Source organism: Streptomyces venezuelae (assembly GCF_008642375.1).
Taxonomy (GTDB): domain Bacteria; phylum Actinomycetota; class Actinomycetes; order Streptomycetales; family Streptomycetaceae; genus Streptomyces; species Streptomyces venezuelae_G.
Genome location: NZ_CP029194.1, coordinates 8,216,313 through 8,231,597, shown reverse-complemented (window position 1 = coordinate 8,231,597; position 15,285 = coordinate 8,216,313). Strand labels below are relative to the sequence as shown.

Genomic DNA, 15,285 nt, shown 5'->3' with positions numbered 1-15,285 from the left:
GACCACGACCACAATTACGGCTACGACCGTGCAGCGGTCCCGCAGCCGTCGTGGCCCGCGCGGCCCTTCCCCATCGCCTTGCTGCGGTCGTAGGGATCGACCGTCCGGCTCTTGTCCGTGGTCTGGTCCGAACCGCCGCCGAACTCCGGCCTGAAGTATCCGGTGTACGTGTCGCAACCGCCGTTGGTCATGTCGGTCTTGTACGAGAGGAGAGTGAACGTTCCTGCTTTGGTGATCACCTTCTCCGGGTCGTCCCAGCTCACCACCGTCTCCCGTCGCACGATCGTGCGCACGACCTCGTCGCCGCCGCCCGCCGGTGCGACCGGGTACACGTAGGTGACGTCGGCCGTCACCTCAAGAGCCCCGCGCTTCCCCTCCCGGAACGTGATCCGCCCTCGGGCCTTCACCACGTCCCCGACCAGGCGTGCCTGCGCCGGGTCGAAACGGCTGAAGAGCAGCAGCGGGTCGTTGTCCTTGTCGGGTGCGCTCAGCGAGGTCGACACGAAGGTCCTGACGTCCGGCTGATCCGGGTTCATCAAGGCGATCGCCTTCTCCGGGCGGGCGCCTCGCAGCACGGTCCGATCCAGGTTGGACGCCGCGAGGAAGTCACGTGTCCGTGCGAGCGCCCGCTGCACCTCCGCCTTCGTCATCCACCCGGTGGCCTTGGCGGCCGGTACGGTGATCCCCGCCGTATCGTTCGCCCAGCGCGCCGCCGGGGACCCCCGGAAGGGGTCGGCGAGTGTGGCCCGCCGGGCAGGCTCGGCAGCCGGTGCCTCCTGCGGTCGCTCCGATTCCTGCGCCAGGGGCTCCGCCGCCGGGCTCTTGTCGTCGGACCAGCCGACGATGCCTCCCGGGTCCACCGCCACGACCAGGAGGGCGATCGAGGCCAGGAAGCCGGCGACGTACCAGCCCTTCTTCCGCCGCGGGCGAGCGGGAGTGTGCGCACGCCACGGCGTCGGCTCCGCGGGCTCCGTCCACAGCCGCCCCGCCACCTCGCGGGCCCGTGCCGACGGCTCCTTCGGCGCGTCCCCCGCACCGTCGGCCGCGCTGCGCAGGAACTCCTCCCACACCTCGTCCGGTACCGACGAACCGTCCCGCTCTCCGCCCTTGCCCACGAACTACCCCTCATACCCCGTGCGTTCTCTGCCCCTCCGCGGGGCCTCCGCATGATCGCATATCCCAGAACGGCACCATCCGCGCAGGTCAGAGCCGCTCCGGCCCGGAGAGACCACGGGGGCGAAAAATCATTCGATCCGGCATCGTCCGTCGCACTAAGGTCGGCGTCGTGGCAACGAAACTCAATCAGATCATCGCAGTGGAGAAGGGCGTCAAGTCCCGGGCTCACCAGGACCTGACGACGGCGCATCACGGTCTGCAGAAGCCCGCGTTGCTCGCCGGGATCTCCCGTACCTACCAGCCGAAGGACGAGGAGGGTGAGCAGCTGCCGCCCGAGTCGACGCTCGTGCAGGTGAAGGCCGAGGACGTGCTGCGGGACACCGCACGGGCACTGACCCGGCTCTTCGATGTGACGGCCACCAAGGACTGGGCGAACTGCGACGCGCGCGCCGACATCACGGTCGACGGACGCGTGCTCGTGGGGCAGGTGCCCGTCGCGTACCTCCTGTTCCTGGAGAAGCAGCTGACGGACATCAACACCTTCGTCCGCAAGCTTCCCGTCCTGGACGCCGCCGAGTCGTGGACGCAGGACCCGTCGACCGACGCGTGGAAGACCGACGTCGTCCGCACGGTCCGGACGAAGAAGGTGCCGCGCAACCACGTCAAGGCGGAGGCGACGGACAAGCACCCGGCGCAGGTCGACGTGTACTACGAGGACGTCCCGGTCGGTTACTGGACCACGGTGAAGTTCTCGGGCGCGCTGCCCGCCCGGCGGGTCAACGAGCTGCTGGAGCGGGTGGAGAAGCTCCAGCAGGCGGTGAAGTTCGCCCGCGAGGAGGCGAACAGCGCCGAGGTCACCGACCAGCGGGTCGGCGACGCCGTCTTCGGCTACCTCTTCGGGTAGCCGGGACACACAGACTCCCCGGTCGCATGACGCGGCCGGGGTGCGCGAGGAGCGCAAAGCTGAAGCTGAGCCTTGTCGTGACATCCGCGGTTCCAGTGGAGGTTCGAGTCCTCCTCCCGGCACTTCCCGCCGGGATGGCCCAACCAGGCAGAGGCAGACCGCGGTCAATCTCAGACTATTGCTCCAGACTCAGCATTCGCCGCTCATCGCCGGATCGACCGGGCCCGGGCCCTGGTGCGTCGAAATGCCAGTTCGAATCTGGTCCGCCGAGCTCGATCGGCGGTGGTCCAACGGCAGGACGCGACGCAATGACGAATGATCCGGGTCCTCAAGCGTGCCGGCGTGTGATGTGAGCGGCATCGACAGGGTCCGGGGGCAGGCTACGCCCCCGGACCCGCTCCCTTTTCCGGGCGGGATCCGCGGGCGTGCCGTCGGGGACTACCGCCCTTCGCCCGGCGTGGACAAGGACGCGATGTAGTCGCGCAGGGCCGCCGCGGCGACGGCGAGCGGGAAGCGGGTGCCCAGCTGCCCGTCCGGGCGGACGACGAAGCCGGTCGGGCCGTCCGGCCGGTAGAGCCGGGCGAACTCCCCCTCTGCGTCGCGGTATCCGGCGACCGAGGCCAGTCCGTCCAAGCCCGTCGGCGGCGCCTCGCGGGCCAGGACGGCGAGGGTCTGCGGGCGGTGTTCCGCCTGCGGGCCGCCGCCGGGCCACCGCACGACCCCGCTGGCGACCGCCGCGGCGGCCAGCTGGGCGGGATCGGCCGCGTACAGGAGCAGGACGTGCTCCGTACGGCCTCGGAGGATGTCGAGCAGCCTCAGCGGGTACGCGGCGACCGGTGCCGTCAGGCCGGCGCAGTCCGGGGCCCGGTCACCGGACTGCGGCGCTCCGGCCGGTCCGTAGATGCTGCGGGCGAGGGGCCCGCCCCGGTAGCTGACGAGCAGTTGGGCCTCGCGGAGCATCACCGTACGCTGGTCGTCGGGCTCGGCTTCGATGCCGTGGGCGGCATGGCGCACGGTGCGTCCGACGACCTCCTCGCCGACCGGGCGGCGCTCGGCGTCGTAGCTGGCGAGCAGGGCGGGGCCGGCCTCGGCGCGGCAGACGAGGGCGAGTTTCCAGGCCAGGTTGCAGGCGTCCTGGATGCCGGTGTTCATGCCCTGCGCGCCGGTGGGCGGGTGGATGTGGGCGGCGTCGCCCGCGACGAACGCCCGTCCGTCGCCGTATCGGTCGACGATCCGGTGGCTGATCCGGAAGACGGAGGACCAGCGCATGCGGGAGAGGGTGGCCGGCCTGGGGGCGAGCCGGTCCACGACGGCCTGGATGTGGGACAGTTCCGGGGCCCTGCCTGCCTCGAGTCCGTGCGCCACACGGTCGCCCTTCGCCGTCCCGCTCTCGGCGCCCGTGCCGCCCGGGCCCGCGGCCTTCGTGGAGAGTTCGGGCGGGACCATCATCGACATCCGGTAGCGGCCCGTCCCCGGCAGCGGGATGCAGACCAGCAGGTCGTCGGTGGAACCGTCGTCGGCGAGGTGGCTGGACCGTACGCCGTATCCGTACGGCAGGTCCCAGTCGGCCTCGACGTCGGCGAGCATGTACTCCTCGGGGAAGGCCCCGCCCTCGAAGGTGAGTCCCAGCTGTTTGCGTACGGTGCTGTGGGCGCCGTCGCAACCGATCAGGTACCCCGCCCGGGCCTCCTCCTCGGCGCCGGCGGCGGTGCGGAGGACGGCGGTGACCCCGTCCCGGTCCTGCGTGAAGGACAGCAGTTCGGTGCCGCGCTCGACGGTCGTGCCCAGGCCGGTCACGTACTCCTCAAGGAGGCGCTCGGTCTCGTACTGCGGGAGCGCGGCGAAGCCGTACGGCACCTCCGGCGGCAGCGTGAGCTCGATCCGGGCCCGCTCCCGGCCGTTGACGTAGACCAGCTGGCCGCGCATTTCGGCCGCGGTCTCCAGGGCCGCGCGGGACAGGCCCATCCGGTCCCAGATCTCCAGGGTGCGCGGCTGGATCCCGACCGCCTTGGCGTACGGGAGCGGCGCCGCGAGCCGGTCGATCAGGCGGCAGCTCACACGCCTGCGGCGGAGCTCGGCGGCGGCGCTCAGTCCTACCGGTCCGGCGCCCACGACGAGTACGTCGGTCATGCGGGTGCGCGCCACGGCTGCCTCCCAGCGGCTGGCCCCCGGATCGGTCGTACTCCCTCTTCACCGTCTCCATCGTCACTCGTCGGTGCGGGGGCGGCGAGCCGAGTGTCCGGGCCGCCCTTCTCCTCGTCCGGTAAATCAGTGATCGTCTGCGGGGCGCTCGTGATCCAATGCGCGCATGACGAATCTCGTGGAGAAGGCCCGGCTGTTCCGTTCGCTGCACGTCCCGGGCAAGCCCCTGGTTCTGCCCAACGCCTGGGATGCCGCGTCCGCCCGGGTCGTGGCGGAGGTCGGTGCGCCCGCGGTGGCGACGACCAGCGCCGGGGTCGCGTGGTCGTTGGGCCATGGCGACGGGGATCACCTGGGCCGTGACGAGGCCCTGGGCGCGATCGCGCGGATCACGGCCGCCGTCGACGTGCCCGTCACCGCCGACATCGAGCGGGGCTACGCGGCCGACCCCGCGGGAGTGTCCGAAACGGTACGGGGCGTCCTGGCTGCCGGAGCGGTGGGCATCAACCTCGAGGACAGCCTGCGGCCCGTCGCCGAGCAGGTCGAGCGGATCGCAGCCGCGCGCCGGGCGGCGGACGAGACGGGCGTCCCGCTGTTCGTCAACGCGCGCATCGACACGCACCGGATGCCTTCCGGCGATCCGGCGGCATGGCTGGACGAGACACTCGTCCGGGCCCGTGCCTACGCGGCGGCCGGCGCGGACGGCATCTTCGTCCTCAGCGCTCTGGACGCGGCGACGATCGGGCAGCTCGTGGACGGTTCGCCCCTGCCGGTGAACCTCGCCGCCGGCCCCGGCGGGCTGCCCGTCTCCGCGCTCGCCGACGCGGGGGCCGCCCGCGTCAGCGCGGGGTCCTCCATCGCCGAGGCGGCCTACGGCCTGGTCCGACGGGCCGCCCGTGAGCTGCTGGCGCAGGGCACGACGGGCGAGCTGGAGGGCGGATTCGACTACGCGGCGCTCAACGCGCTGCTGCTGGCGGACCGTACGCGCTGAGACGGACGAGGGCTACTTCCACTCGTAGAGCTTGGCTGTGGCCTTTCCGCTCTCCTCCACATGGAACTCGAAGAGACCGGCGATGCCGGTGAGCCGCGCGAACGTGGCGGAGGCGGTCTCGAAGAACAGGGCGCCACGCCAGTCGATCGCGCCGGTGTCGTCGAAGCGGCCCACGCCGGAGCCGTGCCAGGTGATCGTCTCGCCCTCCTGGGTCATCGTGACGCCCTGGCCCTCTCCCCAGAGAGTGCCGTCGGCCCGGACGACCGACTCGTACGTGCCCATGTCCTTGACCCCGACGCCCAGGAGGGTGCCGGTCGCCTGGAAGGACGCCTCCAGTACGGGGTGGCCGCCGTCGGTGGACAGCACCCGGATTCCCGTGGTGTCTCCTTGTGTCTCGCCGATCAGATCGCCGAGCATGATGGGACTCCTCTCCGTGGAAGCGACAGGACGGGTCCCCTCTTCCGGACTACGCCCGAGCACGGACGCTGTCAAACGGGCGCACGCCCTCACCATCGCAGCACGCCCCTTACCATCGGAGCCTCGAAGCGCGCGGGGGCGGGAGGACAGGGTTCATGGGGACGACGTCGGGGGCGGTGAGTCGTCGTGGGTGGCTGATGCTCGGCGGGCTCTTCGTGCTGGGCGGAGGCGGCACCGTCGCGTGCGCGTCCGCCGACCGTAGGGACGAACGGGACCTCCGGGAGGTCAGCACCGACGTCGAGCCGCTCGAGCGCCGGTTCCGTGCGATCGGCCGGCTGTCCGACCCCCACTGGCTCGGCTACAACCCGAACGACTCGGGGCGCGAATGGATTCCGGACCAGGACCCGCGGATCCGGGTCGTCGGGGTGGCGCGGCTGCCCGCCGGGGCCGTCACCTCCATCGTCGGCGAACCGAAGTACGCCTTCGGGCCCTCCGCGCTCTCTCACCCTCCCGACGAACTGGCCGAGTTCCTGCCCGAGGACGCCGGGTGGGTGGGGAGTGTCCGCTACGACAAGCACATCACGCGCTCGCGCTACGTCGGCAGGTTCCATCTCTCGCCGACGACGGACCACGTGTACTTCGACACCGTCGCCCCGGAGATCGTGGGAAGCTCGCCGTCCCTGTAGTCACCCGCCGTGTCACGCTCGCGCCGGCATGGTGCAGGGTGGGTCCCATGCTTGCTGATCATCACGAGTACGACGTGGTCGTCACCGCCGTGGCCCCGGTCGGGGCCGCCGTCAGCGCGGACGGCTTCGAGGGCTTCGTCGACCAGGTCAAACACCCCTCCTGGCGGTCGGACGTGCCCCGTCCGGCAGTCGGTGACCGCCTGCGGGCCGTGGTGCTGGACGCCACCAGGACTCCGGCCCGGTTCAGTGCCCTGCCGAGTGACATCCGGATCGCCCGCGGCCTGCGCCACACCCGGCCTCTGGAGCGGCTCTGCCCGCCGCCGCCCACCGGCGGCCGGGACGTCGAATGGGCCGCCGTCGAGGAGGCGTTGGGCGTCGTCCTGCCGGCCGACTACAAGCGGCTCGTCCGGACCTACGGCGGCGGGGTCTTCGCGGGTCTGCTCTGGCTCCTGGAGCCGGACTGCCCGGACGCGATGTACGACCTCGTCGCCCAGACCGCCGAGCGCGAGGAGATCCTCACCGATCTCTGGGCCATGGGCGAGAAGAAGCCGCCGGAACTCGACGAGGGCGACGTGCGGCTGGTGCCCTGGGGGTACGTGGAGGGCGCGGGCCACGTCCTGTACTGGCTGGTCCGGCCCGGCGTCGAGCCGGAGGAGTGGACGGTGATCCTCAACGAAGGGCGCGGCCCGCTCTGGGAGGCCCATGCGATGTCGTGCAGCCAATTCATCCACGACGTGGTCACGGACACGTCGTCCTCGTACTACTTCGACGACATCGACGACATCGTCGACCCGGAGGAGAGGACCCTCTTCCGGCCCACGTCGCAGATCCTCGGTCAGGAGGAGGTGTCCCGGCCTCCCGCCGAGGGATGATCGCCGACGCGCGGCGCGTCCTCGAACCCGGGCACCGTCACCTCGTCCTGGCGCACTCCCTGCTGGATCCGCCCCGGCACGAGCTTTGACCCCCGAAGCACGGCCACCGCGGCAGGTCGGGCGAAGTCACTGCACATTCAGGCGGAACGGGTGGGTGAGGTCCTCGGGGCAGGTGAACACCCGGAGTTCGCCGCAGCGGCCCACGTTGAGCCGCGGGTCACCCGCGCTGTCCAGCGTCAGGAGGAGCCGCATCCGGGCCCCGCAGGCGCAGTCGATCCGCACGAGGCCGGTGAGGTGCCAGCTGGGCCATCCTCCGGCCTTCCAGCCCGGCACGCAGGCCGGCTGTCGCGCGTACTCGACACCCCGGGACTCCGCCCACGTGTGCGCCGTTTCGACGATCTCCGCCGGGAGTTCGTCCTGCTCGGGCAGATCGACGACGCCGACCGGGGCGAGGACGCAGGGGCGGGGGGTGTAGATGTCCTGGGCACGCTCCGGCCTCGGAGGGTCGGCCACGGTGCCGACCGACTCCGCGGCGCGGTAGCGGAGTTCGGCGTTCGGTCCCCAGTAGTGCGGCTGTCCGGGAGGCTCGGCGTGTTCGTCCGGGCACCACAGCAGCTGGAGCAGGTCCGTCCCCTCCGGCACGGGCAGGTGCGGGACGTCCTGGGTGCGGAGCTGGAGCACCGGGATCATGGGGGCCGGGGCGGACGGGTACTCCGAGACGGTCCGGATCCGTTCCCAGGTCTTCAGGTCGATCGCGGACGCCCCGTCCAGGATCCGGGTCCTCGCCGCCTGCTCCTCCTCGGACATCACGGACGCGCCGGGGGTCCGCGCCCGCCTGCGGGCCTTCATCCGGCGGTCGTACTCCTGCAGGAGATCCCGGTCGCCCTCCGACAGCTTCTCCCGCTTCCACACCACGTGCGGGGCCCGGCACACCGGCCACGGCTCGTCCGCCGGCCACAGCAGCGGGCCGCCGACGGAGCTGTCACGGGGGCCGGGGTCGCCCGCCGCCGGGCGGAGGAGCGTGGCCGGGCGGGCGTACGCGGCGAGGGGACCGGGCAGGTCCTGGGTCGCTGTCAGCGGCTGCGGGCCGACGTTGTCGTCCGTCACGGTCGCTGTTCCTCCAGCCCCGCCACCGCGGTGTCGATCATCCAGTGCATCACCGAATCCGGCAGCGCCGGATTCATGACGGCGTCCCGCACGAACTCACGGTCACGCAGCGCGCGGACCAAGGCCCGTGCGGGCAGCGCGGGGTGACGGGCCGCCGCGTGCCGGACCGCGGCGCTCCCGTCGTCGAGCAGACGAACCGCCGAGGCCGCCGAGAGCCGGGGATCGGTGGCGGCCCGGAGCCGGACCTCGCCGTCCTCGTCACGACTGAACCGCTCCACGAGCTCGGGGGTGGATTCGGGGTCGTCCAGGGCCAGTTGACGCAGGCGCGGGTGCGGGTCGGTCGCGTACGGAAGCAGGCCCGCGCGCGGGAAGTTGGGGTGGGTGCGCGGCCGGCCCGGTGAGCTGAAGCTGCCGTTCCACCACTGCCAGACCTCCAGGAGCATGTCGGCCGGCGCGTCGTCGCAGGACTCCGCGAGGAAGAGGCGTACGACCCTGTCCTCGTCCCGCGCGAGGCGCTCGACGACGTCCGGCGGGAGGTGCCGGGCCCGGGCGACGGTGCCGCGCAGCAGCGGGTGACAGGAGGCGGCGAGCCGGCGCATCGCCTCTGGGTCGCCGTGGAGGTCCCGCACCCACGGCACGTCGTGCCGCATGCCGTCGAGGTCGAGGCCCGGCAGGCATGCCGCCCGCTGTTCCTCGGAGAGCACGGGGTGAACGGAGGCCGCCCTGCGTACCGGCTCGTTCTCGTCCGCCAAGAGCGCGGCGAGGGTCTCGGCAGGCAGGCCGGGATGGGCGGCGAGGGTCCGCCGTACGTCCACGTTCTCGTCGGCGGCGAGGAGGGCGAGCGCCTCGGGGTGCGCGTGCGGATCGGCGGCCAGGGTCCGTCGGGTGTGCGGGTCCTGGTGCGCGGCCAGGGCCTCGTGGGCAGCTCGGTCCGTCGCCCCCGATCGCTGCCGGGCATCGCCCGCGGCGGCGGCCCGTACCGACGGGTCCGGGTCAGCGGCGAGGGTCGTCAGAAGGTGTGACGGAAGGCCGGGGGTCCTGGCGGCCTCCGCGCGGACGAGAGGGGACGGGTCCGTGGCGATCCGCTCGTGTCCCGCCTCCGTCAGGCCGCCCCTGGCAGCGGCGATCTCGACGAGCAGCGCGCGCCGGGCCGGGCTCTGCTCGCCCAGGACCAGGACGGTCCACTGCTCCGGGGCCATGGGCCGCCGGCGCTCGGCGAGCGCGGCACGGATCTGGGGGTCGGGGTGCGTTGCGGCGGCGTCGAGGACGGTGGCGGACGACGTGCGGTGCAGGGGTGAGACGGCTCCGAGGTCGAGCAGTCGGATCAGTACCTCGTCACTCGCCGCGTCGTTGAAGCCGAGCCACTCCACCCACGTCCCCCACAGCCTCCTCGTGGGCCGGAGCCGGGCGGCGCGCAGCCCTTCCCACGCGGCCTCGCGCTCCTCGGGGGTCTCCCGCGCCGCCGCCCGTGCCGCCTCCTCCAGTCGTTCCCGGACTCCCGTGACGGCGACGAGCCACACCTCGTACTCCTCACCGGTCACACCGAGCAGGGCATCCCCGTCCACGGAGAGGGTGACGAACTCAGGCCGACCCGGGCGGTCGCCGAGCACGCCCGCGAGATCCCAGGCGGGGGCGAGGCGGACTCTGGCCCAGGGGTCGCCGCCCCCGACGTGGACGAGGAACTCGCCCTTGTCGTCGATGATTCCGTGCTCGCCCGCGAGACGGTGCCACTGCGCGTTGAGTGCCGGGACGAGGTCGGGCCGGTCGTCGCGGACGGTGGCGGTCGGCACGGTCTCGTACGAGATCACGGGGCGCCAGGCGGCCATGGGCGTCAGGACGTTCTCGGGGCCCCACTCCCCCACGAGCTCCAGGCCCGCCCGGTCCAGCAGGTCGACCAGTTCCGCCCTCGTACGCCCTCGTCCGCTCCCCATGGCCCCATCCTGCCCGAGTGGGCGGGTGGGGCACCGATGCGGGGCCCGTTCTGCCGCATCCGGCCCTCAGGTCACTCCACCGTCCCCCACCACGCCCCGGCGGGCACGGCGTCCGCCGCCGGGTGGTCGGCCGCGCCGTCGCGGAGAGCGAGCCTGGAGACGATGCGGTAGCGGTCGCCGCGGTAGAGGGAGCGCACGTACTCGACAGGTCTGCCGCCGGTGTCGGACGTGATCCGGTCGAAGAGCAGCGCGGGTGAGAGGACCGGTACGTCCAGCAGGGCCGCCTCCTCCTCGCTCAGCACCGTCGGTTCGATGGACTGGACCGCGTGGGCCGTGCGGATCCCGCGCTTCTCGCGCAGGTGCGCGTAGAAGCCGCCTTCCATGTCGGCGACGGTGAGACCGGGCACCAGGTCCGCCGGGACGTGCAGCTGTTCCAGGGCGATCGGGTCGCCGTCGACGTACCGGATGCGGGTCACGTGCACCAGGTCCGCCGCCGGGGAGAGCGTGAGCTTGCGGCCGATCCGCGCGCCGGCTCGTACGGTACGGAGTTCGAGCACCCTGCTCGTCCAGGCGCCCCGGCCGCCCTGGCCTCGGGGCGTATCGGCCGGGTGCTGCTCGGCGACCAGTTCCTGGGTGATCTTGACGGGGGCGACGAACATGCCCCGGCCGTGCTCCCGCACCAGCAGGCCCGTGGCGACCAGTTCGTCGACCGCTGCGCGCAGGGTGGGGCGGGAGACCCCGAGGGTCGCGCAGAGGGTGCGCTCGGAGGGGATGGCGTCCCCGGGGCGCCGGGCGTCGATGACGGTGAGCAGGTGCTCCCGTACGCGCTCGCGCTTGAGTTCCGGCCGGGCCGCCACGGCCCGCGCGTCCGGTTGCGTCCCGGACCGCGCATCCGGCTGCTCCCTGCCCCCTCCGTACGGCTCCATCCCGGTCCTTCCCCGTCGTCGGTCGGTTGCGCGTCAGTATGCATCCCCCTCGGTGGAGGAGGTCACGAGGCCGTCGCGGGTGAAGTCGAGGCGGGAGACGATCCGGTAGCGGTCGCCCCGGTACACGGAGTGGACGTACTCGACCGGGCGTCCGGCGGTGTCGAGGGTGAGGCGTTCGATCAGCAGGGCGGGCGAGAGGACGGGGACATCGAGGAGCGCGGCCTCGGCCTCGCTGACGACGGTGGGCTCGATCGACTGCGTGGCCTCCTGGACGTGGACCTCGTGGTGCTCCCGCAGGTGGTCGTAGAGGTCGCCCGCTTCGAGCTCCTCCGGGGTGAGCGCCGCGCCGACCAGGTCCGCCGGGATGTGCAGGTGCTCGATGGCCATGGGTGCGCCGTCGACCAGGCGGAGGCGGGCGATGTAGAGCAGTTCGGCGGCGGGCGAGAGGCGGAGCCTGCGGCCGATGCGGGCGCCGGCCCGCACCGTGGCCGATTCCAGGACCGTGCTGGACCAGCTGCCGGAGGCCCGCGGGACGGCGAAGGCCGCGTCGTCGGGGGCGAGCCGCTGGGTGATCTTGGCGGGGGCGACGAACATGCCGCGGCCGTGCTCCCGGACCAGCGCGCCCGTGGCGACGAGTTCGTCGACCGCTGCGCGCAGGGTGGGGCGGGAGACCCCGAGGGTCGCGCAGAGGGTGCGCTCGGACGGGATCGGGTCACCGGGGCCGCCGGCTTCGATCAGGCCCAGCAGGTGTTCCCGTACGCGCTCCCGCTTCAGTACTCCGCCGGAGGAGTCGTCGTTCATGCCGTGCCGCCCTTCATGCCGCGCCCCCGGTCATCAACTGGTCAACTGGTCAACTGGTAAGTCGGATACTAGTCCTCTGAGTTGACCTGCAATCGACTGAACAGCACATCTTTTCCTGGGGATTGACGGCGCGATTGGCCCATGCCACCTTCTGGGCACACACCTGACCACTTCACCAATTGGTCAACTACCCATCGAGGTGCCCGTGCAGACCATCCTCCGTACCGCCGCCCTCGCGGCGGCCGTCGTCCTCGCCGCCACGGCCTGTGGCGGGCCGAGTTCCCCGGCCGCCACCGACGGGGCGGAGAAGGTGACCGTGTGGATCATGAAGGACAGCGTCACCGACTCCTTCCTCACCCGCTTCCGCACCGGCTTCGAGGCGGAGCACGAGAACATCGAGCTCGACATCCAGATCCAGGAGTGGGACGGCATCGGCGAGAAGGTCACTGCCGCCCTCGCCAGCAAGGACGCCCCGGACGTCATCGAGGTGGGCAACACCCAGGTCGCGCAGTACGCGGCGAGCGGCGGCGTCCGCGACCTCAGCGACAAGGTGGCGGAGCTGAACGGCGCCGACTGGCTCCCGGGGCTCGCCGAGCCGGGCAAGGTCGACGGCAAGCAGTACGGCGTCCCCTGGTACGCGGCCAACCGCGTCGTGATCTACCACAAGGACCTCTTCGCCGCGGCGGGCGTGACCGCGCCCCCGAAGACGCAGGCCGAGTGGCTCGCCGTCACCGCGAAGCTCAACAAGGGCAGGACCCAGGGCATCTACCTCCCCGGCCAGAACTGGTTCACCCTCTCCGGCTTCGTCTGGGAGGAGGGAGGCGACCTCGCCGTCCAGGACGGCACGGCGTGGAAGGGTGCACTCGACACCCCGCAGGCCCTCGCCGGCATGGACTTCTACCGCCGTCTCCAGTCGCTCGGCAAGGGTCCGAAGGACGCCGACGAGGCCAAGCCCCCGCAGGCCGAGGTCTTCGCCAAGGGCGACATCGCCCAGATCATCGCCGTGCCGGGCGGAGCGAGGATCGTCGAGGAGATCAACCCGGCACTCAAGGGCAAGCTCGGCTTCTTCCCCGTGCCCGGCAAGACGGCGGACCGGCCCGGCGCCGTCTTCACCGGCGGCTCCGACCTCCTCGTCCCCGAGGCCTCGACCCACCCGGAGGCCGCCTATCAGGTCGTCGCGGCCCTCGCGGGCGAGAAGTGGCAGACGGACATGGCGAGAACGATGAGCTACGTCCCCAACCGCACCTCCCTCGCCCGTCTCATCCAGGGCGACGCGGGCACGGCCGCGATGGCCGCCGGGGCGGCCCAGGGCCGGGCCACACCCAACTCCCCGCAGTGGGCGGCCGTCGAGGCCACCAACCCGATCAAGCAGTACATGACCGCCGTGCTGACGGGCAGCGATCCGGCGACGGCGGCCGCGACCGCCTCGCGGAGCATCACGAAGACCCTCGGCTCGTGACGGGGCCGGAAGCGACGAGCCGCGCAGCACAGGCGGGCCGAGCAGTGCGGAGGAGCCGCCCAGCGCAGGCGAGCCGCCCAGCGCAGGCGAGCTGTCCGGCAGCGACGAATCGGCCCGAGGCGAAGCTCCGTCCGGCGCCGAAGCAGCCCCCGCCATCGAAGCTCCTCCCCCGCCTCCCGCACCTCCCCCGGGGCTCGGCCCTCTGGCCGTACCTCCTCGTCGCCCCCACCGTCCTCGGCGGCGTCCTCCTCCTCGGATACCCCCTCGTCCGCAACCTGCTGATCTCCTTCCAGCAGTACGGCATGGGCGAACTCATCCGCGGCGGCGCGCCCTTCGTCGGCTTCGACAACTACCGCACCGTGCTGACCGACCCCGAATTCCGGGCGGTCGTCCGGCGCACCTTCTGGTGGACCTCCGTCAACGTCGTCCTGATCATGGTGATCGGCACGCTGATCGCCCTGATGATGCGGAAGCTCGGCCGGCGGATGCGGATCCTCGTGACGAGCGGGCTGGTCCTCGCGTGGGCCAGCCCCGTGATCGCCACCACCACCGTCTTCCAGTGGCTCTTCGCCTCCCGCCTCGGCGTGGTCAACTGGCTCCTCGTCCGGCTCGGGTTCGAGTCCTTCGAGGGTTACTCGTGGCTGGCCGACGGCCCGGCCGCGTTCACCGTGCTCGTCCTGCTCGTGGTCTGGCAGTCGGTCCCCTTCGCCGCGATCACCCTGCACTCGGCGCTGCTGACCGTCCCGGACGAGCTGTACGAGTCGGCCCGGCTGGACGGGGCCGGCGGCGGGCGCATCTTCCGCTCGATCACGCTGCCCCTCCTCCGCCCGATCTTCGGCCTCGTCCTCTGCCTCGAAGTCATCTGGGTCTTCCGCTGCTTCGCCCAGATCTGGGCCGTCACCAAGGGCGGCCCGGGCGAGGCGACGACCACCCTGCCCGTCTACGCCTACCGCGTGGCCCAGTCCCTGCACCGCTACGACCTCGGGGCGGCCGTCTCCACGCTCACCGTCCTCCTCCTCGTGGCCGCGCTCGTCGTCTACTTCCGCCAGCTGCTCCGTCAGGAGGCCGACCGGTGACACCCCGCTCCCGCTCCCGTCCGCGCTCCCGCTCTCTGCGCCGGCTCCCCCTCCACACGGCGGCGGCGGTCGTCTTCGTCCTGGCCGTCTTCCCGGTGTACTGGATGGTCCTCACCGCCTTCCGTCCGACCCGCGACATCCAGTCCGAGACCCCGGGGTTCCTTCCCGTGTCCGTGACCCTGGAGCACTTCGGGAAGGCCGTGGCCGCGGACGGCTTCTGGATCTTCTGGCGCAACAGCCTGCTCGTGACCGCCGGGTGCGTCCTGCTCGCCCTGGTGGTGGCGCTCGCCGCCGCCTTCGCCGTCGCCCGGATGCGCTGGCGCGGCCGGCGCGGCTTCATCCTGATGGTCTTCCTGGCGCAAGTCGCGCCCTGGGAGGCGCTGTTGATCCCGATGTACGTCATCGCCCGGGACGCCGACCTGCTCGACCGGCTGGCGACCCTGAGTCTGGTCTACTTCATGATCACCCTGCCGTTCACCATCGTGACCCTGCGCTCCTTCCTGGCAGCCGTCCCTGCCGAACTGGAGGAGGCCGCTCAGGTCGACGGCTGCACACGCGCCGTCGCCTTCCGCCGCGTCACGCTCCCCCTGCTCGCTCCCGGGCTGCTGGCGACCTCGCTCTTCGGATTCATCACCGCCTGGAACGAGTTCGCCTTCGCCAACATGCTCGTGATCAAGAACCAGGACGACCGCACGCTGCCCGTCTGGCTCTCGTCGTTCTCCAACGTCTTCGGCACGGACTGGGGCGCCACCATGGCCGCCTCCACCCTCTTCGCCCTGCCCGTACTCGTCCTCTTCCTGGTCCTCCAGGGCCGGGTCTCCGCCGGGATGACCGGCGGAGCCGTGAAGGGATAACGCACC

General features: G+C 72.0%; 14 protein-coding genes and 1 pseudogene. 8 read left to right on the top strand and 7 right to left on the bottom strand.

Annotated elements, in window-relative coordinates; translation table 11 throughout:
* Window positions 1-20: 20 nt before the first annotated feature.
* A complete protein-coding gene (locus DEJ46_RS37460) occupies window positions 21-1,115 on the bottom strand; it encodes a hypothetical protein (protein ID WP_150273543.1) in 1,095 nt (364 codons plus the stop codon).
* 170 nt (window positions 1,116-1,285) lie between these two features.
* On the opposite strand from DEJ46_RS37460, the gene DEJ46_RS37455 reads away from it, so the two are divergent.
* Both DEJ46_RS37455 and DEJ46_RS37450 read left to right on the top strand, forming a co-directional pair.
* Window positions 1,286-2,020 (top strand): hypothetical protein, encoded by a 735-nt coding sequence (locus tag DEJ46_RS37455; protein WP_150273541.1) that lies wholly within the window; start codon window positions 1,286-1,288, stop codon window positions 2,018-2,020.
* Window positions 2,021-2,054: 34 nt separating this feature from the next.
* A pseudogene (locus DEJ46_RS37450) lies at window positions 2,055-2,142 on the top strand.
* Between the two features lie 316 nt (window positions 2,143-2,458).
* Here the strand turns inward: DEJ46_RS37450 and DEJ46_RS37440 are convergent.
* The gene (locus DEJ46_RS37440) at window positions 2,459-4,150 is read right to left on the bottom strand and encodes an FAD-dependent monooxygenase (protein WP_150275119.1); all 1,692 of its coding nucleotides are present in this window, start codon (window positions 4,148-4,150) and stop codon (window positions 2,459-2,461) included.
* 178 nt (window positions 4,151-4,328) lie between these two features.
* Between DEJ46_RS37440 and DEJ46_RS37435 the strand changes: the two genes are divergently transcribed.
* The gene (locus DEJ46_RS37435) at window positions 4,329-5,150 is read left to right on the top strand and encodes an isocitrate lyase/phosphoenolpyruvate mutase family protein (RefSeq protein WP_150273539.1); all 822 of its coding nucleotides are present in this window, start codon (window positions 4,329-4,331) and stop codon (window positions 5,148-5,150) included.
* A 12-nt stretch (window positions 5,151-5,162) separates the two neighbouring features.
* Here DEJ46_RS37435 and DEJ46_RS37430 read toward each other — a convergent pair whose 3' ends face one another.
* Entirely contained in the window at window positions 5,163-5,567 is a 405-nt protein-coding gene (locus DEJ46_RS37430; protein ID WP_150273537.1) for a hypothetical protein, read from the bottom strand.
* A 155-nt stretch (window positions 5,568-5,722) separates the two neighbouring features.
* Here DEJ46_RS37430 and DEJ46_RS37425 point away from each other — a divergent pair, with 155 nt between their 5' ends.
* Together DEJ46_RS37425 and DEJ46_RS40345 are read left to right on the top strand one after the other, a co-directional pair.
* Window positions 5,723-6,253 (top strand): hypothetical protein, encoded by a 531-nt coding sequence (locus DEJ46_RS37425; RefSeq protein WP_150273535.1) that lies wholly within the window; start codon window positions 5,723-5,725, stop codon window positions 6,251-6,253.
* Window positions 6,254-6,300: 47 nt separating this feature from the next.
* Window positions 6,301-7,125: an SMI1/KNR4 family protein gene (locus DEJ46_RS40345; protein WP_223835378.1), complete on the top strand. Its 825-nt coding sequence runs from the start codon at window positions 6,301-6,303 to the stop codon at window positions 7,123-7,125.
* 126 nt (window positions 7,126-7,251) lie between these two features.
* Here DEJ46_RS40345 and DEJ46_RS37410 read toward each other — a convergent pair whose 3' ends face one another.
* From DEJ46_RS37410 to DEJ46_RS37395, 4 genes are all read right to left on the bottom strand, one after another.
* A complete protein-coding gene (locus DEJ46_RS37410; protein ID WP_150273533.1) occupies window positions 7,252-8,232 on the bottom strand; it encodes a hypothetical protein in 981 nt (326 codons plus the stop codon).
* On the bottom strand, window positions 8,229-10,163 hold the full coding sequence (locus tag DEJ46_RS37405) for a PE-PGRS family protein (RefSeq protein WP_150273531.1): 1,935 nt from the start codon (window positions 10,161-10,163) through the stop codon (window positions 8,229-8,231). The genes DEJ46_RS37410 and DEJ46_RS37405 overlap by 4 nt, the downstream gene beginning before the upstream one ends.
* Before the next feature lie 71 nt (window positions 10,164-10,234).
* Window positions 10,235-11,089 (bottom strand): GntR family transcriptional regulator, encoded by an 855-nt coding sequence (locus tag DEJ46_RS37400; RefSeq protein WP_150273530.1) that lies wholly within the window; start codon window positions 11,087-11,089, stop codon window positions 10,235-10,237.
* Between the two features lie 33 nt (window positions 11,090-11,122).
* The gene (locus DEJ46_RS37395) at window positions 11,123-11,890 is read right to left on the bottom strand and encodes a GntR family transcriptional regulator (protein ID WP_150273528.1); all 768 of its coding nucleotides are present in this window, start codon (window positions 11,888-11,890) and stop codon (window positions 11,123-11,125) included.
* Between the two features lie 205 nt (window positions 11,891-12,095).
* On the opposite strand from DEJ46_RS37395, the gene DEJ46_RS37390 reads away from it, so the two are divergent.
* The 3 genes from DEJ46_RS37390 (at window position 12,096) to DEJ46_RS37380 (ending at window position 15,279) form a co-directional block, all read left to right on the top strand.
* Complete coding sequence (locus tag DEJ46_RS37390) at window positions 12,096-13,349, top strand: extracellular solute-binding protein (RefSeq protein ID WP_223835377.1); 1,254 nt, start codon at window positions 12,096-12,098, stop codon at window positions 13,347-13,349.
* Between the two features lie 44 nt (window positions 13,350-13,393).
* A complete protein-coding gene (locus DEJ46_RS37385) occupies window positions 13,394-14,425 on the top strand; it encodes a carbohydrate ABC transporter permease (protein ID WP_223835376.1) in 1,032 nt (343 codons plus the stop codon).
* A 104-nt stretch (window positions 14,426-14,529) separates the two neighbouring features.
* Window positions 14,530-15,279, top strand: a complete 750-nt coding sequence (locus DEJ46_RS37380) for a carbohydrate ABC transporter permease (protein ID WP_223835547.1) — start codon at window positions 14,530-14,532, stop codon at window positions 15,277-15,279.
* Window positions 15,280-15,285: the final 6 nt, after the last annotated feature.